General features: G+C 63.3%; 15 protein-coding genes. 4 read left to right on the forward strand and 11 right to left on the reverse strand.

Features of this window, described 5'->3' with window-relative positions:
• Positions 1-25: 25 nt before the first annotated feature.
• Both ACU5AY_RS02970 and ACU5AY_RS02975 read right to left on the reverse strand, forming a co-directional pair.
• The gene (locus ACU5AY_RS02970) at positions 26-2587 is read right to left on the reverse strand and encodes a GcvT family protein (protein ID WP_446827944.1); all 2562 of its coding nucleotides are present in this window, start codon (positions 2585-2587) and stop codon (positions 26-28) included.
• A gap of 478 nt (positions 2588-3065) precedes the next feature.
• A complete protein-coding gene (locus ACU5AY_RS02975; protein ID WP_446827945.1) occupies positions 3066-4340 on the reverse strand; it encodes an MgtC/SapB family protein in 1275 nt (424 codons plus the stop codon).
• 268 nt (positions 4341-4608) lie between these two features.
• Between ACU5AY_RS02975 and ACU5AY_RS02980 the strand changes: the two genes are divergently transcribed.
• Positions 4609-5637 carry a glycoside hydrolase family 25 protein gene (locus ACU5AY_RS02980; protein WP_446827946.1) on the forward strand — a complete coding sequence of 343 codons (1029 nt, stop codon included), beginning with the start codon at positions 4609-4611 and terminating at the stop codon, positions 5635-5637.
• 19 nt (positions 5638-5656) lie between these two features.
• On the opposite strand, the gene ACU5AY_RS02985 is transcribed toward ACU5AY_RS02980, so the two are convergent.
• The 4 genes from ACU5AY_RS02985 to ACU5AY_RS03000 are packed head-to-tail and all read right to left on the reverse strand — an operon-like array spanning position 5657 to position 9808.
• Positions 5657-6718: a LacI family DNA-binding transcriptional regulator gene (locus tag ACU5AY_RS02985; RefSeq protein ID WP_446827947.1), complete on the reverse strand. Its 1062-nt coding sequence runs from the start codon at positions 6716-6718 to the stop codon at positions 5657-5659.
• A gap of 45 nt (positions 6719-6763) precedes the next feature.
• Positions 6764-8260 carry a tripartite tricarboxylate transporter permease gene (locus ACU5AY_RS02990; RefSeq protein ID WP_446827948.1) on the reverse strand — a complete coding sequence of 499 codons (1497 nt, stop codon included), beginning with the start codon at positions 8258-8260 and terminating at the stop codon, positions 6764-6766.
• A 25-nt stretch (positions 8261-8285) separates the two neighbouring features.
• On the reverse strand, positions 8286-8705 hold the full coding sequence (locus ACU5AY_RS02995; protein ID WP_446827949.1) for a tripartite tricarboxylate transporter TctB family protein: 420 nt from the start codon (positions 8703-8705) through the stop codon (positions 8286-8288).
• 59 nt (positions 8706-8764) lie between these two features.
• Positions 8765-9808 (reverse strand): Bug family tripartite tricarboxylate transporter substrate binding protein, encoded by a 1044-nt coding sequence (locus ACU5AY_RS03000; protein WP_446827950.1) that lies wholly within the window; start codon positions 9806-9808, stop codon positions 8765-8767.
• Between the two features lie 223 nt (positions 9809-10031).
• On the opposite strand from ACU5AY_RS03000, the gene araD reads away from it, so the two are divergent.
• Genes araD through ACU5AY_RS03015 form a run of 3 tightly spaced genes read left to right on the forward strand, consistent with a single transcriptional unit; the run spans position 10032 to position 13420 of the window.
• The gene (araD, locus tag ACU5AY_RS03005; RefSeq protein ID WP_446827951.1) at positions 10032-11768 is read left to right on the forward strand and encodes an L-arabinonate dehydratase; all 1737 of its coding nucleotides are present in this window, start codon (positions 10032-10034) and stop codon (positions 11766-11768) included.
• Between the two features lie 18 nt (positions 11769-11786).
• Positions 11787-12686, forward strand: a complete 900-nt coding sequence (locus ACU5AY_RS03010; RefSeq protein WP_446827952.1) for a dihydrodipicolinate synthase family protein — start codon at positions 11787-11789, stop codon at positions 12684-12686.
• A 23-nt stretch (positions 12687-12709) separates the two neighbouring features.
• Positions 12710-13420 carry a ribonuclease activity regulator RraA gene (locus tag ACU5AY_RS03015; RefSeq protein ID WP_446827953.1) on the forward strand — a complete coding sequence of 237 codons (711 nt, stop codon included), beginning with the start codon at positions 12710-12712 and terminating at the stop codon, positions 13418-13420.
• Between the two features lie 30 nt (positions 13421-13450).
• Here the strand turns inward: ACU5AY_RS03015 and ACU5AY_RS03020 are convergent, their stop codons facing one another.
• The 5 genes from ACU5AY_RS03020 to ACU5AY_RS03040 are packed head-to-tail and all read right to left on the reverse strand — an operon-like array spanning position 13451 to position 19436.
• Complete coding sequence (locus ACU5AY_RS03020; RefSeq protein WP_446827954.1) at positions 13451-14539, reverse strand: enoyl-CoA hydratase/isomerase family protein; 1089 nt, start codon at positions 14537-14539, stop codon at positions 13451-13453.
• The gene (gene lpdA / locus ACU5AY_RS03025) at positions 14523-15914 is read right to left on the reverse strand and encodes a dihydrolipoyl dehydrogenase (protein ID WP_446827955.1); all 1392 of its coding nucleotides are present in this window, start codon (positions 15912-15914) and stop codon (positions 14523-14525) included. Before lpdA ends, ACU5AY_RS03020 begins: the two co-directional genes overlap by 17 nt.
• A 4-nt stretch (positions 15915-15918) precedes the next feature.
• On the reverse strand, positions 15919-17184 hold the full coding sequence (locus tag ACU5AY_RS03030; RefSeq protein ID WP_446827956.1) for a dihydrolipoamide acetyltransferase family protein: 1266 nt from the start codon (positions 17182-17184) through the stop codon (positions 15919-15921).
• Positions 17185-17187: 3 nt separating this feature from the next.
• Positions 17188-18201: an alpha-ketoacid dehydrogenase subunit beta gene (locus ACU5AY_RS03035; RefSeq protein WP_446827957.1), complete on the reverse strand. Its 1014-nt coding sequence runs from the start codon at positions 18199-18201 to the stop codon at positions 17188-17190.
• Positions 18202-18203: 2 nt separating this feature from the next.
• Positions 18204-19436, reverse strand: a complete 1233-nt coding sequence (locus tag ACU5AY_RS03040; RefSeq protein ID WP_446827958.1) for a thiamine pyrophosphate-dependent enzyme — start codon at positions 19434-19436, stop codon at positions 18204-18206.
• Positions 19437-19476 lie beyond the last annotated feature (40 nt).

Here is a 19476-nt window from a genome sequence, read left to right on the forward strand (position 1 = left end):
CTTTCATTTTCCGTCCGATAGCCGATCAGGTGCGCGGCTTGAGGTTTTCCGGGTCGTAGAGCGGCTTGTAACCGACGGCGGCGACTTCGACGGGGTAGGTCTCGGCGAAGTATTCGACGTTCAGCTTGCGGCCGACCTGGCAGTATTCCTTCGGCAGATAGGCGAGCGCGATGTTCTTGCCGATCGTCGGGCCGAAGGCGACCGAGGTGGTGTAGGAGATGCGGCCGAGTTCATCCACCAGCGTCTTGCCGGTTTCGGGATCCATGACCGGCATGGAGCCGACCGGGTAGCGCTTGACGCCGTTGGCATCGGTGTTCTCGGTCATCACCAGCGTGCAGAGCATGGCAGGCTGCTGATCGCGGGCCTTGTATTCCAGATGCTTGGCCTTGCCGCGGAAGTCGGCTTCCTTGACCTTCGGACGGGCGAGATCGGCTTCCAGCAGGTTGTACTGGGTCAGGAGGTCGGCGTTCTGCAGGCGCAGGCTCTTTTCCATGCGGCGCGAGTTGGCATAGGTCTCGACGCCGATCGCCATGACGCCAACGCCACGCAGTGCATCCCAGACGGCCAGGCCGTCCTCGTACTTCATGTGCAGTTCCCAGCCCTGTTCGCCGACGTAAGAGATGCGGAAGGCAGAGACCGGCTTGCCGGCGATCTCGATCTGCTTGATTGCCGCGAAGGGGAAGTTTTCCGGATCGAGGGCGGCCGGGTCGGCAACGACCTTCTTAAGGTTTTCGCGCGCGTTCGGCCCCCAGATGCCGAGCGTCGTGTACTTTTCCGAGACGTCGGTGACGGTGACGTCGAAGCCCTTGTCTTCGGCGATGCGCTTCACATAGTGGAAGTCACGCGGGCCGGCATCGGCGCCGTCGATGACGCGGCAGCGGTCAGACATGCGGATGACGGTCAGGTCGGCGCGCACCATGCCCTCGTCGTCGAGGAAGTGGGTGTAGATGCCCTTGCCGATGTTGTTGTCGCCGCCGATCTTGGCCGCGCACACCCATTCCATCAGCTCGACATGATCGGGTCCCTCGACGTCGAACATGTAGAAGTGCGAGAGATTGATGATCGCGCAGTCCTCGCTCATCGCCAGGTGCTCGGCATTCGAGACGCGCCAGAAGTGGCGGTTGTCCCATTCGTTCTCGCGGACCGGAACCTTGTCGCCGTATTTCTCTAGCAGGTGCTCGTTGGCGGCGTAGCCGTGGGCGCGTTCCCAACCACCGAGTTCCATGAAGTAGCCGCCGAGTTCCTTCTCGCGCTCGTAGAAGGGCGAGCGCTTGACGTTGCGGCTCGATGCATAGGGTTCGCGCGGGTGGACGGCGGGGAAGTAGATCTTCTGGGCTGCCTCGAAGCAGCGGTTCTCGATGAACTCTTCCGTCAGCTGGTGCGGGTAGAAGCGTGAATAGTCGATCGAGTTGTGATCGATCTCGGTGCGGCCGTCGGTGATCCAGTCGGCGATCAGCTTGCCGTAGCCGGGGCCGTCCTTGACCCAGATGGCGACGCAGTACCAGAGGCCGCGCACCTTCTGGCTTTCGCCGCAGGACGGACCGCCGGCGGCCGATACCTGCAGCAGGCCGTTGAAGGAGTGACCTTCATTGTAGCCGAGCTCGCCGAGGATCGGCGTCAGCTCCATGGCGCGTTCGAGCGGCTCGATGATCTGTTCCATCTCGAGGTCGCGCTGCGAGGGCGAGAGGCGGGCCTCGTGCTTTTCGAGGAGTTCGCGCGGATGGCAGAGACGCGGATTGGTCGTCTCGTAGTAACCCCATTCGATCTGGCCGCCTTCGGTCGTCTTCGGGTCGCCGGTGTCGCGCATATAGGCGGAGTTGCCCTGGTCGCGCAGCAGCGGGAAACCGATTTCCTTGCCGGTGCCTTCGAACTCGTTATAGGGGCCGAAGAAGGTCAGGGGATGGTCGACCGGCATGACCGGCAGGTCTTCACCGACCATCTCGGCGATCAGGCGGCCCCAGAGGCCGGCGCAGACGATGACGTGGTCGGCATAGATGGTGCCGCGATGGGTGACGACGCCCTTGATGCGGCCGCCCTCGACGATCAGCGACTTGGCCGGCGTATTGCCGAACATCTGCAGCTTGCCGGACTTCTCGGCGGCATCGACGAGCTTGCCGGCAACCGTCTGCGAGCGCGGGATGACGAGGCCGGCGTCGGGATCAAACATGCCGCCCTGCACCATGTCTTCCTCGATCAGCGGGAACTTTTCCTTGATCTCGGCCGGGGTGACGAGATGGGCGCGGGTACCGAAGGCCTTGGCCGAGGTCACCTTGCGCTTGATTTCCTCCATCCAGGTATCGTCGCCGGTGCGGGCGACTTCCAGGCCGCCGATGCGGGCGTAGTGGCCCATCTTCTCGAAGAAGTCGATCGAGTACTGCGTCGTCCAGACCGACAGGTAGTCGTGGCTGGTGGTGTAGCAGAAGTCGGAGGCGTGCGCGGTCGAACCGATGTCGGTCGGGATGCCCGACTTGTCGATGCCGACGATATCGTCCCATCCCCGTTCGATCAGATGATGGGCGATCGAGGCACCGACGATGCCCCCCAGACCCACGATGACGATCTTCGCCTTGTTCGGAAACTCTGCCATTTCTTGCGACCCTGATTGGAAGTTTTGCCAAATCATAATTGCTGGCGCGACACGACCAAAGCCTGTCTACGACATTCTCCGCATACTGTACGACGAGCGGAATTTGGTCCTCCTCCATCGACAGCCATCGTTACCGGGGCGAACGGCGGGAACCTGCGCCTCTACAGGGCGTGGAACCTTTCCGGCGGATCGCGCGTTAACAGGTCACAAGAAAGGGAGACACTGTCATGGACACGCAAAGCATTCTTACCGTCTGCATCATCGCAATGGCAATCATTCCGATCGTCTGTGCCGGCTGGTACGCCAACGTCAGGCACTGATTCATTCTATTCGCATCCGGTCCGGGCCCGGCCGCTTCGCGAACCCGCTTTTTCGGCTCGGCCGGCATCAGCCGCCGAGGGCAATCGCCGCCACATCCTACGTCAGGATCCATCCCGCAGGTTCAGTTCCTCCTTGGACCATTCGGGCCGGACGATCCTCAGGCTCCTCCAATTCCTGCAGAATAAGCCAGAAAACCTGCGCCCCCGCATGCGATCGCGATTGCCGTAACCGCGGCAAGGCTTGCGCCGTAAAGCCGTGTGCCGGACGTCAGCGCCAGAACCGCTTTGGTGAAGAGATTGACCGCGGCGGCAATCAGTATGGCAAGGGCTGCGGTCTGAAGCGCCACTGTCGACTGCGACAACTGCGCGGCGGACAGCGTTATCGCGTCCAGGTCGGCGATGCCCGAGACGGCGGCAACGCCCAGCAGGCTCGCCGATCCGAGTTTGGCTATCAGGAACCGCGAGACGAAGCTGACGACAGCCAGCAGGGCGCCGAATTTCAACACCATTCCGAGCTCGAACGGGTTGCTCAGGTTTACGGCGGGCACGCCGCCCGTCGCGACAGATCTGCGGACCATCAGCGCGGTCGCCAGAAGGAAGACGACCACTGCCGGCGCGGTGGCGCTTGCGACCGGCAGCAGCAGGCCGGGCGCGATTGCCGTGGCGATCACCGTGGCGCGGCTCAAGGACAGGGCGCCGGCAATCGTTGCGCCGGCGGCAAAGCGGCGCGAAAATGCCGGTGTCTCCGCCGCCATGCGGGCGAAAGACAGGGTGACGGCGGTCGAGGACACGAAGCCGCCGGCGGCACCGGCGAAAAGGACCCCCGCCTGCGGCCCGGCGATGCGGATTGCCAGATAGCCGACATAGGAAATCGCCGCGATCAGGATCGTCAGCAACCACAGTTCGAACGGATTGAACCCGCCCCAGGGATCGATGGCCCTGTTCGGCAGCAGCGGCAGGGCGACGAAGGTCATCGCCAGCAAGACGAGCGCGGCCCGGAGCTCCAGCCATGTCATGCGCCGCAGGAAGCCGTGCAGGCTGTGGCGTGCGGCAAGCAGAGTTGCGGTGACGACACCGCAGGCTGCGGCTATCTTCATGTCGGAAAGCACTGCGAGAATACCGAGGGCAAAGACCACGAAAGCGGAGACCACATTGGTCACGGAGTGATTGTTCTCCTGCTCCGCCTCCATCTTCTGGAAGACGACGAAGGCGAGGCCGAAGCAGAGCACGATGGCCGCCGGCAGAACCCAGCCCGTCGTCTGGCCGATGAGGGCGGTCAATCCACCCAGGAGGCCGGCAAGCGCGAAGGTTCGGATCCCGGCGGTCCGACCGCCCGCCGGCTGGTCACGCTCCTGCCAGCCGCGCTCGATGCCGACCAGAAGGCCGATCGCGAGCGCCAGCGCCAGACGCTGGAAAACGTCTAATGTCTCCATCCCTCAAGCGTCCTTTCCCGGACTGCAATATGGATGCCATCATAAGCCATGGCGCAGCGATGGAATTGACTTGTGTCATGTCCTCAGCGGCCGTTCGTGCGTGATCGGCCACGCGTTAACACTTTTTCGCGGAATCACGCTTGCGAGCGCGGATCGGTAAAGATTCAATTTATCTTTTTCCGGTAAATCTTTGTTAGCAATTCCGTTCGGCGTGGCTGTAAGGCCGGGCGGGAGCACTCCTGAACCCCTTGTATCGAGTTTTGTGTTCATGCGCTTTAAGGCTTTTTCCCTCCTGATCCTCGCCAGTGTCGCGCTCGCCAGCTGCAGGGCGACGTCCGGCCCCACGGAGGCCTTGAACATCGTCGCGCCGCAGGACGTGACCGGGTCGATCACGCCGCCGGAACCGGTCGGCAATGTCCCCGTCAAGGCGGTCGCGCAATCCGCCGATCCGCAGCCGCATGAACTTGCCTGGGCGGGCGACGTACCGGCATCGGGTGCCGTCGAAGCCTCGACCGTTGCCATCAGCATGCCGCTTCCCAGCGAACGTCCGCCGGGCGGTGAGAGTTTCGACGCGACGCCGTCGCCGGCGGTGCTGAAAGGCTCGCGCGTCTACAGCAGCCGCTTCCGCGATGCCAAGCCGATCAATTTCGGCAAGCGCTCGCCGCATAAACACGCCGTCCACGGCGTCGACGTGTCGCGTTGGCAGGGCGATATCGACTGGCCGAAGCTCAGGACCCAGGGCGCCAATTTCGCCTATATCAAGGCCACCGACGGCGGCGACCATCTCGATCCGATGTTCAAGACCAACTGGCGCAATGCCAAGGCTGCGGGCCTGAAGCGCGGCGCCTATCACTTCTTCTACTGGTGCCGCACGGCCGGCGAACAGGCTGACTGGTTCATCCGCAACGTGCCGCGTGATCCGGATGCCTTGCCGCCGGTCATCGATGTCGAGTGGAACCACCAATCGAGCTGCAAGCGCCGCCCGTCGCCGGAAAAGATTCGCGAAAAGATGCAGGTCTTCATGGACATGCTCGAACGCCACTACGGCAAGCGGCCGGTCATCTATACGGCGCCGGACTTCTACCAGGACAACCTGCAGGGCGCGTTCAAGAGCCATCCCTTCTGGCTGCGTTCGGTGGCCGCGCATCCGTCCAAGGTCTATCCGGGCCGTGACTGGATATTCTGGCAGTATTCGGGTTCCGGCCTGTCTCACGGCGTGGACGGACGCATCGATCTGAACGCCTTCCATGGCAGCGAAGCCGAGTGGCGGCGTTTCTCGGGGTCGGGCCGCAGCTGAGGTCTGACGGAACGGCCGCTCAGGCGGACCTGCGGCGGATGATCTCGAAGCCGAGATCCGTCACCTTGTCCGGCAACGGCCCGCCCTCGCAACGGGCCAATACGGCCGCCGCCGCCGCGTGTCCCAGTTTCGTGCGATCGACGCGGACCGTCGTGATGGCGGGTTCGACATGGGCGGCGAATTCCTGGTCGCCGAAACCGATGACGGCAACGTCTTCCGGGATTTTCAGGTTTCGGGCGTTGGCCTCGATGATGAGACCGTGAGCCAGAATGTCGGAACTGCAGAAGATCAAGCCGTCACGAAAACCCTCTTCTTCGATCAGCCGTCGCATTGCGTCGCGACCATGCGAAAGCCTTGCAATTTCCTCGAAGTTGATTGCGGCCGTCGTCTTGCCGCTGAGACGAGCGATTTCACGGATGAACGCATCCCGCCGACGCGTGGCGCGCTCGTCGCCTGCGCTGACGGTGGCGAAGTTGCGGTAACCGGCGTTGACGGCGAAACCGGCGGCGGCTCGACCCGCCTCGACATGGGAAAAGCCGACGCAAAGATCGATCGGGCTTTCCGTGATGTCCCACAATTCGACGACAGGTATACCGGCGGCCAGCAGCATCCGGCGTGCTTCCGCCGTGTGATGGATGCCGGTCAGCAACATGGCGTCCGGCCGGCGTGAAAGATGCGTCATGATCAGCTTCTCTTCCTCGGCCGGGTCGAAGCCGGTCTCGGACAGCAGGATCTGGTAGCCGTGGCCGCTGATGCCCTCGGTGAAGGCCTTGATCATCCAGGAATAGACGATGTTGGTGATCGACGGCACCAGCGCCGCGATCAGCTTGCTCCGGCGCGAGGCCAGCGCGCCGGCCAGCGCGTTGGGCACGAAGCCGGTGGTCTCTATCGCCTGTTTGATCTTTTCCAGAGTCGCCGGCGAAACCTTCGATGGATCGCTGAGCGCACGGGACACGGTGACCTGCGACACGCCGGCCAGCCGGCCGACGGTCTCCATGGTGACGGATCGACCCGCCGCCGGTCGCGCCCCGACGCCGTCTCCCTTCTGCCTTACCCGCGTCCCCGAACCGGATTTTGCCATTCCGAGCCTGACCCTTCATGTTTTCGGATTCGGCTCATCCTAGCATCAGCCGTTGCCGTTTGCCTTGTTCTTGCGCGATAGAATGACGGAAACCCAGACAGACGCCGCGATCAGTATCCACAACAGGACGGCAATCCAGCTCTTGGTGAAGAAGATCGTCAGATCGCCGAAGGATTCCAGGCTCTTGACGAAATAGATTTCTGCGGACGGGCCCAGAATGAAGCCGATGATGAAAGGGGCGATTTCGATGCGGATCTTCATTGCCAGCCAACCGAACAGGCCGAAAATCAGCAGCGTCCAGACGTCGAACATGACGCCGTAATTGGTGGTGTAGGCGCCGATCGTGCACATCATCAGGATCAGCGGAAACAGGATGTGCTTCGGCACGGTTACGATGAGCGCCAGATAGCGAATCGCCAAGTACATGATGGCGAACATGGCGATGTTGGCGATCAGCATCGCGACAATCATCGCGTCCCATGTGCCAGGATTGTTGCCGATGAAAAGCGGCCCCACCTGCACGCCCTGCAGCGTGAAGGCGCCGATCAGCAGCGCGGTCGTCGAATCTCCCGGGATGCCGAGCGAGAGCAGCGGGATGAGCGCGCCGCCGGTCAGGCCGTTGTTGCCGGATTCCGATGCGATGATGCCGGCGGGTTCTCCCTTGCCGAAACGCTCGGGCGTGCGCGAAAAGGTCTTGGCGTTTGAATAGGCGAGGATGGAGGCCGCCGACCCGCCGACACCGGGCAGGATGCCGACGAAGGTGCCGATGCCGGAGGAGCGGATGAGATTCCAGATCTGGCCCTTGAACAGCGACAGCTTGAATGTCGAATCTCGGCCGACCTTGATGTCGCGGATGCTCTGACCTTCGGGTACTCCCTTTTCCGCCTCGTCGAAGACGGCGGCGATCCCGAAAAGGCCGATCAGAACGGGAAGCAGTACGAAGCCGTCCTGAAGCCAGTATTCCAGGCCGGGCGGGATCAGGCGAAACTCGCCGTTGCCGCCGTTTTCGATCGAATAGGTGCCGATGAGGCTGATGAAGATGCCGAGAAAGCCGGAAAATATGCCCATCAGCATATTGGAGCTCAGCGCGCCCATGACGGTGAGCGCGAAGAGGATGATGAGAAACTTCTCGACATAGGAGAACTTGATCGCGAAATCCGCGAGCGTCGGGGCAAAGAGGTAGAGGATGAGCAGGCTGAACAGGCCGCCGAAAACCGACGAGATGATGCCGATCCGCAGCGCCTTCTCGCCTTCGCCCCTCTGCGCCATCGGATAGCCGTCGAGCGTCGTGGTGATCGAGGAGGGCGTGCCCGGTATGCCGATCAGCACCGCCGGCACCAGTCCACCGGAAATGCCGCCGACGTAAAGGCCGAGCAGCAGCGCGAGACCGTTGTTGAGGCCGAGCGAATAGGTGAGCGGCAGGCAGACGGCGACCGCCATGGTCGCGGTCAGGCCCGGTATGGCGCCGAAGATGATCCCGATGAAGGTCCCGGCGACGATGAGTACCACGAAGAGCGGGGTGATGAAGTCGAAGATTTCCATGAGATGATGTCCGCGAGAGGTCGGATCAGGGCAGCGTCAGGTAGAAGATGTCGTTAAAGAGCCACCAGGAAAGAACGGGCGCCACAAGCGCCATGATGACGACCGGCACGAGAGACCTCACCGTGCGGTGGTGCATGAAGAGCACCGACGTCAGGAAGACGAACGGAATGGAACAGGCGAGGAAGCCGAAACCGGTATTGGGGATGAGTTCTCCGACCGGCTCGAGCAGCCAGAAATAGATGAAACAGAGGGCGATCACACCGAAGAAACGGAACTTGTCCATCTGCGAGACGATCTCGCGCCAGTAGCCGACGGATCCGGCCAGCGACCGCCGCCGCTGAATGACGATCGCCAATCCCAGGATGACGAGAACGGCTCCGATCACCGTCGGGAAGATGAGGTGCGATGTTGCGAAGTTGATCTTGACGTGGGTCAGACTGCTCATGCCGGCTTCCTCAAAGAACAAGGCGGGTTGGGCCGGAGACGAACTCCGGCCCGCACTGTTTAGTTGCCGGTGATCTTCTGGATGATCTTTGCGTAGGCGGCGTTCTTTTTCTCGATATCCTTCGAAGACTCAGCAGAGGGCTTGAAGTCAGGAATGAAGAAGGCCTCCTTCTGGCGTTCCTGGATCTTGCCGTCGGCGTAAATGTCCTTCATCGCGACATCGATCGCATCGACCAGATCCTGTGGCATGTCCTTGTTGTAGATGAAGAAGAATTCCTTATCGAAGACAAAGTCCTTCTTGCCATCTTCCGTCACGCTGGTCTTCGGGCTCGTATATTTCAGCATGTCATCACGCGAGGTGTTGCCCATGCCTTGTGCGGGGGCCTGTTCGATGGTCTCGGGCCGAGCCGTGATCCAGATGAAGCGCATGGCCTTCTGATCGGATTCCGGGAGTTGAGTGAACTGCTCGTTTGCCTGGATCGAGCCGTTGATGACGTCCGCAAGGTCGTCGAACATGGCCTGGTTCTTGTCGGACTGGCTGCCGGTATTGACCGGAACCAGATTGGCTTCCGAGCCGGGCGAGAGAATGCTCGCTGCATTCTTCATGGCGGAAAAGCCGATTTCCGAGACGCCGCCCGGCTGGATCGCCACCCGGATCTTCTTGCCGTCTGCGGCTGCCTTGAAGATGTCGTCCATCGTCTTGTAGGGCGAATCCTTGGATACCAGGTAGGCATTGCCGGGATTGATAGCGATGGTCGGGCCGACCTTGTATTTCGCGAAGAGGTCGTCGTAGCCGCGCACGCCATAAAGGTGACCCAGGAAGGCCTGGTCGTGGAAGATCATGATCGTCGTGCCGCGTTTGTCACGCTCCAAGGCCTTGAAGCCTTCGCTGAAGCCGACGGCGTCCACCTTCATGTTCACGCCGAGCTTTTCCGACAGCGCATCGGCGATGATCGCGGAGTTCTGATAGGTGTCGCCTCCCGTCGAGGTGGAGCCGATCACCACACGAATGTTGTTTGGCAGGTCCACCGCCCAGGCGGTGATCGGCTGGGTGAGGGCCATTACGGCACCGGCGGCCAGAATCATTCTACGGGTTAGCTTCATGTTTTCCTCCCAAGCACCGCCGTGAGGCGGTTGGTTTTTAAGTCAATCAGGTGATAGCGGTGCGCAAACGCTCCCATGAATGCGCATACATAAATTTGGTCAGTTGTTGTCGCCTTTGTCAACCCAATACTTCCGCGTATTTTCGCGATTAATCCACATGTGATGGCGGTTGACATGAATTTATGAAAGCGCATACATAACTTGCATTGTCAGGGAGGTGCCGATGCACGACAAGAAGAATCCGGAAAAACTCCGTAGCGCGCGCTGGTTCGCGCCCGATGACCTGCGGTCGTTTGGTCACCGCTCGCGCATGATGCAGCTCGGCTATTCCGAGGATGATTTTCGCGGCAAGCCGGTGATCGGCGTGCTCAACACGTGGTCGGAACTCAATTCCTGTCATTCGCACTTCAAGGAGCGGGTGCAGGACGTCAAGCGCGGTGCCCTGCAGGCCGGCGCCTTCCCCGTCGAGATGCCGTCGCTTTCCGTCGACGAGAGCTTTACCAAGCCGACCTCCATGCTCTACCGCAACATGCTGGCGATGGAGACGGAGGAGATGATCCGTTCACATCCGCTCGACGGCGTGGTGCTGATGGGTGGCTGCGACAAGACCACCCCCGGTCTGGTCATGGGCGCGCTGTCGGCCGGCGTGCCGATGATCTACCTGCCGGCAGGACCGATGCTGCGCGGCAATTATGCCGGCAAGTATCTCGGTTCGGGGTCGGATGCCTGGAAGTTCTGGGACGAGCGGCGCGCCGGCAACATTTCCGATTCCGAATGGCTCGGCATCCAGGGCGGCATCGCCCGTTCGGCCGGCACCTGCATGACCATGGGCACCGCCTCGACGATGACGGCGATCGCCGATGCGATGGGCCTGACATTGCCCGGTGCCTCCTCGATCCCGGCGGTCGATTCAGGCCACCAGCGCATGGGCGCCGACTGTGGTCGGCGGATCGTCGAGATGGTCTGGGAAGAACTGACGCCGGACAAGATCGTGACGGAAGCCGCCTGCCGCAACGCCGCGATCGTCGCCATGGCGACCGGCTGTTCGACCAATGCCGTCGTCCACCTGATCGCAATGGCACGCCGCGCCGGCGTGCAGATGACGCTCGACGATCTCGACGCGCTCGGCCGCGTGACGCCGCTGATCGCCAATGTCCGGCCGTCCGGCAAGGACTACCTGATGGAGGATTTCTTCTATGCCGGCGGCCTGCGGGCGCTGATGAAGCAGATCGAGGACCGTCTCGATCTTTCCGCGCTGACGGTGACCGGCAAGACCATGGGCGAGAACCTCGAAGGCGCCAAGGTCTACAACGACGACGTCATCCGGCCGCTGTCGAACCCTGTCTACCACGAGGGCTCGCTTGCCGTGCTGCGCGGCAATCTCTGCCCGGACGGCGCCGTCATCAAGCCGGCCGCCTGCGATCCGAAGTTCCATGTCCACGAAGGCCCGGCGCTGGTCTTCGACAGCTATCCGGAAATGAAGAAGGCGATCGATGATGAAAATCTCGACGTGACGCCGGATCATGTGCTGGTGCTGCGCAATGCCGGCCCGCTCGGGGGGCCGGGCTTCCCCGAATGGGGCATGCTGCCGATCCCCAAGGCGCTGATCAAGAAGGGGCATCGCGACATGTTGCGCATCTCTGATGCCCGCATGTCCGGCACGTCTTACGGCGCCTGTGTGCTGCACGTCGCGCCGGAAAGCTATATCGGTGGACCGCTGGCGCTCCTGAAGACCGGCGACATCGTCCGTCTCGACCTGCCGAACCGCAAGCTGGACATGCTGGTCAACGAGGAGGAACTTGCCGCCCGCAAGGCGGCATGGCAGGCGCCCGAACCACATTTCGAACGCGGCTGGGGCTACATGTTCTCCAAGCACGTCACGCAAGCGGACCAGGGCTGCGATTTCGACTTCCTGCAATCCGATTTCGGTCGCCCGGTCGGCGAACCGGACATTTACTGAGCGCGAGAGGACAACCGCATGGCTCACGATCTCGACAAGGCCCTCAAGGGCATCTCCGGCATTCTGGTCACGCCTTATGACGAGAGCGGCGACATCGCGCCGGCCCGCCTTAAGCCGATCATCGATCACGTGCTTGGCGCGGGGATGCATATCCCGGTCGTCAACGGCAACACCGGCGAGTTCTACGCGCTGACGACCGATGAAGCCTGCGCCATGGCGACGGAAGTCACTGGCATGGTCGACGGTCGTGCGCCGGTGCTGGCCGGCGTCGGCCGTGGCATTCGCGATGCCTGCCGGCTCGCCAGAGCTTCCGCCGATGCGGGGGCGGCGGCGCTGATGATCCATCAGCCGCCGGATCCTTTCGTCTCGCCGCGAGGCACCGTCGACTACATCAAGGCAGTCAGCGACGCATCCGGCGGGTTGCCGATCATGCTCTATCTGCGCAACGACGCGATCGGAACGAAGGCGATCGCCGATCTTTGCGCCGTGCCGGGCGTCAAGGGCGTCAAATGGGCGACACCCAATCCGATGAAGCTCGCCGAGGCGATCGCCGCCTGCGATCCCTCCATCGTCTGGGTCGGCGGTCTCGCCGAAGTCTGGGCCCCGGCCTTCTACGCGGTGGGTGCGCGTGGCTTCACCTCCGGCCTTATCAATCTCTGGCCGGAGCGCTCCATGGCGATCCATGCGGCGCTGGAGGCCGGCGACTACGCCAAGGCGCGCGAACTGATCGCCGCCATGCGGGCCTTCGAGGAGGTTCGCGCGGAAGAGCTGAGCGGCACGAACGTTACCGGCGTCAAGGCGGCGCTGAAGGCGATTGGCAAGGATTGCGGCGCGACGCGGCCGCCGTCCGCCTGGCCGCTGACTTCGGCGCAACAGGCCAAGATGGAAGGTTTCCTGCGGGCCAATGGCCTGATCTGACGCATCTGTTTGAGGACAACGAGATGAAATCCGAGACGAAAGAAAAACTGATGGGCGTCTCCGTCGCGACGCTCGCGACGGCACTCTTCAAGCGCGGGCTGCGCAACCAGGTGATCCAGGGCGTGCATCCGGTGAAGATGAAGGGCAAGAACATGGTCGGCCCGGCGTTTACGCTGCGCTACATGCCGGCCCGCGAGGACCGCAACCAGCTGACCGAGTTCCGCAATCCGCAGCACCCGCAGCGCGTCGCGATCGAGACCTGCCCGGAAGGCCATGTCATGGTCATCGACAGCCGCAAGGATGCGCGCGCGGCAAGCGCCGGCGATATTTTGGTGACGCGCCTGATGGTGCGCGGCGGGGCGGGGATCGTCACCGATGGCGGCTTCCGCGATGCGGTGACGATCGGCGAGCTCGACATTCCGGCCTATCACACGCGCCCGTCCAGCCCGACCAATCTCACCCTGCACGAGGCGATCGAGATCAACGGTCCGATCGGCTGCGGCGACGCGCCGGTCTTCCCGGGCGACATCATCGTCGGCGACGACGATTGCGTGATCGTCATCCCGGCGGACATCGCCGATGAGGTCGCCGACGAGGCTGCGGAAATGACGGTCTACGAGGACTTCGTCGTCGACCAGGTGAAGGCCGGCGAGACCATCATCGGTCTCTACCCGCGCACCAAGGACGAGCACCTGGCGACCTTCGAGGCCTGGCGCAAGAAGAACGGTCGCTAACCGGCCGTTTCTTCGGACGGAGAGCGAGGCCTATTTGAAGAGCCTGCTCTCCGGCTTCGGGAAGAAGGCATCCACCTCTTCAGCCGTCACTTCTGCAAGGCTCGCGGCCTGCCAGTGCGGATTGCGGTCCTTGTCGATCACCGCTGCGCGGATGCCTTCGTAGAAGTCGTCGCTTTTCAAGACGGCGGCGGTGGCGGCGAACTCGCGTTCAAGGCATTCCTGGAGAAGGGTGGTATGGCGACCGAGCCGCAGGAGCTTCAGCGTCACCTTGAGGCTTAGCGGCGACTTCGACTTCAGCACCTTCAGCGTCTCGATCGTAAAGGGGCTTTCGTTGCGCTGCAGGACGGCGAAGATATCCTCCATCACATCGAAGGCGAAGGCCTGGTCGATCAGCGTCTTGTCCTGTTCGAGCCTGCCGCGTGGCAGGTCGGTTTCGAAACCGCGGATCAGGGCGGAGATGTCGGCGCGTGTGCTGCCGGCGGGAAGGGCGGCAAGGGCGTCGAGCACGTCGGCAATCCGTCCGCTTTCGACGTAGAAGTCGGCAAGGCCAAGCGTGATGACGTCGGCGGCGGCAAGCTGGCTGCCGGTCAGGCCCGCATAGGTGCCGAGTTCGTTGCGCTGGCGGCTCAAAAACCACGATCCGCCGATATCCGGGAAGAAGCCGATGCCGGTTTCCGGCATGGCGAAGCGGGTGCGCTCGGTGACGATGCGATGGCTGCCATAGACGGAAACGCCGACGCCGCCACCCATGACGATGCCGTCCATCAGCGCGATATAGGGCTTCTTCAGCCGGTGGATGCGCGCGTTCATCCGGTATTCCTCGGCCCAGAAGGTCGCAGGCAGATCGGAGCCGGATTTGCCGCCGTCGTAAAAGGCGCGAATGTCGCCGCCGGCACAGAGCCCGCGCTCGCCTTCGCCGGTGATCAGGATCGCGGCGATCCCGTCATTGGCCTCGAATTCATCCAGCGCCGCCTCGATATCGCGCACCATGGAAAGCGTCAGGCTGTTCAGCGCCTTCGGGCGGTTCAGACGGATGCGGCCGATGGCGCCAGCGCGTTCCGTCAGCACCAGCTGTTCCGGCTCTGCCGGCGATGTCCGCGTCTCAGATGTGGATTGCATGACCGAGTGCCTTCAATGCTGCCTCCTGCAGGGCTTCGCCGCGGGTCGGGTGGGCGTGGATAGTAGCGGCGATGTCTTCCAGCCGCGCACCCATCTCGATGGCCAGCGCGAACGTGCTCGACAGTTCCGAAACGCCGCTGCCGACCGCCTGGATGCCGAGTACCACGTTCGTTTCCGCCTGCGCCATCACCCGCACGAAGCCTTCCTCCGCTTCCGTCGTCATTGCCCGGCCGTTCGCGGTGAACGGGAACTGGCCGATGCGTATGTCGGAGCTTAACGCCCGAGCCTCGTCGGGCAAGAGGCCGGCGGAGACTATTTCGGGATCGGTGAAGCAGATCGCCGGAATGCAGCGCTTGTCCCATTCGCGTTTCAGGCCTGCGACGATTTCCGCCACCATTTCGCCCTGCGCCATGGCGCGGTGGGCGAGCATCGGTTCGCCGGTCACGTCGCCAATGGCATAGACCCCGCGCATGGAGGTGCGGCAGCGTTCGTCGATGCGGACGAAGGGACCGGCGCGGTCGAGGTCTAGCTCCTCCAGCCCGCTGCCTTGCGTGCGCGGACGCCGGCCGACGGTGACCAGCACCTTCTCCGCTTCCAGCCGTCGTTCGCTGCCATCGGCGGCCTCTATCAGCAGGGTATTGCCGTCGAGCCCTTTGGCCATTGCTCCGGTCAGGACTTCGACGCCCAGCTGTCTCAGTCGTGCCAGAACCGGGCGGACCAGGTCGCCATCGTAGAGCGGCAGTATCTGTCCGGTTGCTTCGATGATCGTGACTTTGGCGCCCATCTTGGCGAAGGCGGTTCCGAGTTCGACACCGATATAGCCGCCGCCGACGATCGCCAGCGTCTGCGGCACTGCCTTCAGCGACAGGGCTTCCGTCGAAGAAATGACATTTCCACCGAAGGGCAGGGAGGGAAGCTCGACCGGCGCGGAGCCGGTGGCGATCACAACGGTCTCGGCGCGGATCAACTGAGCGCCGGTTTCGGTTTCGACCTCCACCGTCTTGCCGTCGCGAAAGCGGGCTGTGCCTTCGACGACCCTGACCTTCGCCTTGCGCAACAGACCGGCGACGCCGCCGGTCAACCGGCCGACGATGCCGTCCTTCCACTCGACCGTCTTCTCAAGATCGAGCTTGGGTGCGTCGAGGCTTATGCCGATGCGGCTTGCGCCGGCGGCCATGTTCCGGACCTTTTCGAACTCATCGGCGGCGTGGATCAGCGCCTTCGACGGGATGCAGCCGATGTTGAGGCAGGTGCCGCCCGGCTTGCCGGCATCGACGATGACGGTGTCGATACCCAGCTGCCCGGAGCGGATGGCGCAGACATAACCTCCGGGGCCGGCGCCGATGACGAGAAGTCTGCAGGTCATTTCCTTCATCGCATCAGTCCTCGATAAAGATCAGCGCCGGGGTTTCAAGAAGTGCCTTCAGCCGCTGGATGAAGGTCGCCGCGTCCCAGCCGTCGACAATGCGATGATCGAAGCTCGACGACAGGTTCATCATCTTGCGGGGCACGAACTGGCTTCCGTCCCATGCCGGGCGGGTGGCGATCTTGTTGACGCCGATGATCGCGACTTCCGGATGGTTGATGACCGGCGTCGAGACGATGCCGCCGAGCGCGCCGAGCGACGAGATGGTGATGGTCGAGCCGGTCAGTTCCTCGCGCGCGGCGGTATTGGTGCGCACCGCATCGGCAAGGCGCGCGACTTCCGCCGCGCAGTCCCAGATGCTGCGCGCCTCGGCATGCCTGACGACTGGAACCGTCAGTCCCGTCGGCGTCTGCGTCGCCACACCGATATGCACCCCGCCATGGCGGGTGATGACATTGGCGTCGTCGTCGACGGTGGCATTGATCGCCGGCTGCTCGGCGATCGCCTTCACCATGGCCCGCATCAGGAAGGGCAGGACGGTCAGCTTCGGCTGGCTCGCCTTGCGGCCGTTGTTCATGGTAGCGCGCAGTTCCTCAAGATCGGTCATGTCGACTTCCTCCACATAGGTGATGTGGGGGATGCGCGAGGTGGCAAGCGTCATCTTCTCGGCGATGCGGCGGCGAAGGCCGGTAAGCTTCACCTGCTCGCTGCCGGTGTTGCGCTTGAGACCCGCCGGGGCGGCTGCCGACCCTTCGCCGCGGGAGAGAAACTGCTCGATGTCCTCATGGGTGATCCGGCCGGCCGGGCCGCTGCCCCGGAGTTGGCGCAGGTCGATGCCGGCGTCGCGCGCCCGCTGGCGTACGGCGGGTGAGGCGAGAGGCTTTGCGGCATGCGGCTGTGGTTTGGGGGCTGCAACGATGGGCTGCGTCGTCTTCGGTGCTTCGGCCTTGGTGGGCTCTTCCCGCGCGATAGGCTTTTCCTCCTCCGGCGGCCTGGACGGCGTGTCCCGCGGCGGCTCTTGGTCCGTGGAGGCCGATGCGTCTGTCTCGATCTTCAGGAGCGGCGCCTTGACGGCGATCGTCTCGCCGACCTCGGCGCCGAGCCATGTCACGATCCCGGCGACGGGCGAGGGGATCTCGACGGTCGCCTTGTCGGTCATCACGGCAGCGAGCACCATGTCCTCGCGGACCGGATCGCCGGGCTTCACATGCCATTCGACCAGTTCCGCCTCGGCGATGCCTTCGCCGACATCCGGCATCTTGATGGTGTATTCGCTCATGGCTCAGCCCTCCATCACCTGTTGCAGGGCGCGGCCGACGCGCTCGGGACCAGGGAAATAGCTCCACTCCTGCGCGTGCGGGTAGGGCGTATCCCAGCCGGTGACGCGGATAATCGGCGCTTCGAGGTGATAGAAGCAGGTCTCCTGCACCAGAGCGGCAATCTCGCCGCCGAACCCCGACGTCAGCGTCGCCTCGTGGACGACGACGCAGCGGCCGGTCTTCGACACCGACTGAACGATCGTCTCCAGGTCGAGCGGCACCAGCGAGCGCAGGTCGATGACCTCGGCGTCAATGCCGGTCTCTTCGGCGGCGGCCAGCGCCACATGCACCATGGTGCCATAGGCGATGACGGTGACGGCCGCACCTTCGCGGCGGATTTCCGCCTTGCCGATCGGGATGGTGTAATGGCCCTCCGGCACTTCGCCGAGCGGATGCTTCGACCAGGCGACGACCGGGTTCTCATGATGGCCGTCGAAGGGGCCGGAATAGAGCCGCTTCGGTTCGAGGAAGATCACCGGGTCGGGATCCTCTATTGCCGCGATCAGCAGCCCCTTGGCGTCGTAGGGATTGGACGGCACGATGGTCTTCAGGCCGCAGACATGGGTAAACAGCGCCTCGGGGCTCTGGCTGTGGGTCTGGCCGCCGAAGATGCCGCCGCCGGTCGGCATGCGCACGACGATCGGGCAGGTGAAATCGCCGTTCGACCGATAGCGGATGCGGGCGGCTTCCTGGGTCAGTTGGTCATAGGCCGGGTACATGTAGTCCGCGAACTGGATTTCGACGCAGGGCTTCAGGCCGTAGGCGGCCATGCCGATCGCCGCGCCGACGATGCCGGATTCGGAGATCGGCGCGTCGAAGCAGCGGGTCTTGCCGTATTTTGCCTGCAGGCCCTGCGTGCAGCGGAAGACGCCGCCGAAATAGCCGACATCCTCGCCGAAGACGACGACATCGTCGTCACGCTCCATGGAGACATCCATGGCGCTGCGGACGGCTTCGATCATGGTCATCCTGGCCATCGTCAGTACCCCGCCTGCTGGCGTTGACGGCGGATATGCGGGGGCATCTCCTGATAGACGCCCTCGAAGATGTCGCGCGCCGAAGGCTTGGCGCCGGCATGCAGCGTGCCGTGGCTTTCGGCCTCCTTCTGCGCCTGGATGACGCTGTCCATGATCTCGGCTTCCGCCTGCACGTGGCGTTCCTCGGACCAGACGCCGCGGACGATCAGGTGCTTCTTCAGCCTGAGGACCGGATCGCCGAGCGGCCAGGCTTCGGACTCGGTCTTTGGCCGGTAAGCGCTCGGATCGTCAGAGGTCGAATGGGCGCCGACGCGGTAGGTGACGTATTCGACCAGCGTGGGCCCGAGATTGCGTCGCGCCCGCTCTATGGCCCAATGGGCAACGGCATGGACGGCGAGATAGTCGTTGCCGTCGACACGCAGCGAGGGAATGCCGAAGCCGAGGCCGCGGGCGGCAAACGTGCCGGAGCCACCGCGGGCAATGCCCTGGAAAGTCGAGATCGCCCATTGATTGTTGACGATGTTGAGGACGACCGGGGCCTTGTAGGTCGAGGCGAAGACGAGTGCAGAGTGGAAATCGGATTCCGCCGTCGAGCCGTCGCCGATCCAGGCGGCTGCAATCTTGGTGTCGTTCTTGATGGCCGACGCCATGGCCCAGCCGACCGCCTGGACGAACTGCGTGGCGAGATTGCCGGAGATGGTGAAGAAGCCATGCGCCTTTGACGAATGCATCACCGGCAGCTGGCGGCCATGCAGCGGGTCGGCTTCGTTGGAGAATATCTGGTTCATCATCGTCACGAGCGGGTAGCCGTCGGCGATCAGGAGGCCCGCCTGCCGGTAGGTCGGGAAGTTCATGTCGCCCTTCGACAGCGCCTTGCGGAAGGCGCAGGAAACGGCCTCTTCGCCGAGATGCTGCATGAAGAAGGAGGTCTTGCCCTGGCGCTGCGCCATCAGCATGCGGGCATCGAAGGCGCGCAAGGTCATCATGTGGCGAAGACCGGCGAGAAGCTCGTCGTCTGTGAGCAATCCGGCCCAAGGGCCGACGGCCTCGCCGTCGCGGTTGAGCACGCGGATGATCGAATAGGCGAGGTCGCGGATCGTCTCCGGCGCCGCGTCGATCTCGGGCCGCGGCACACTGCCGGCCTTCGGGATCTTCACGTTGGAGAAGTCCGGCTCCCCGCCGGGGCGCACCGCGGGTTCCGGAACATGCAGGCTCAGGTGACCGTGATCACTCATGCGTCATTCTCCTCCTCTTTCAAATTCAGGCTTCCGCCGC

The sequence above is a fragment of the Rhizobium sp. PAMB 3174 genome (assembly GCF_052908375.1).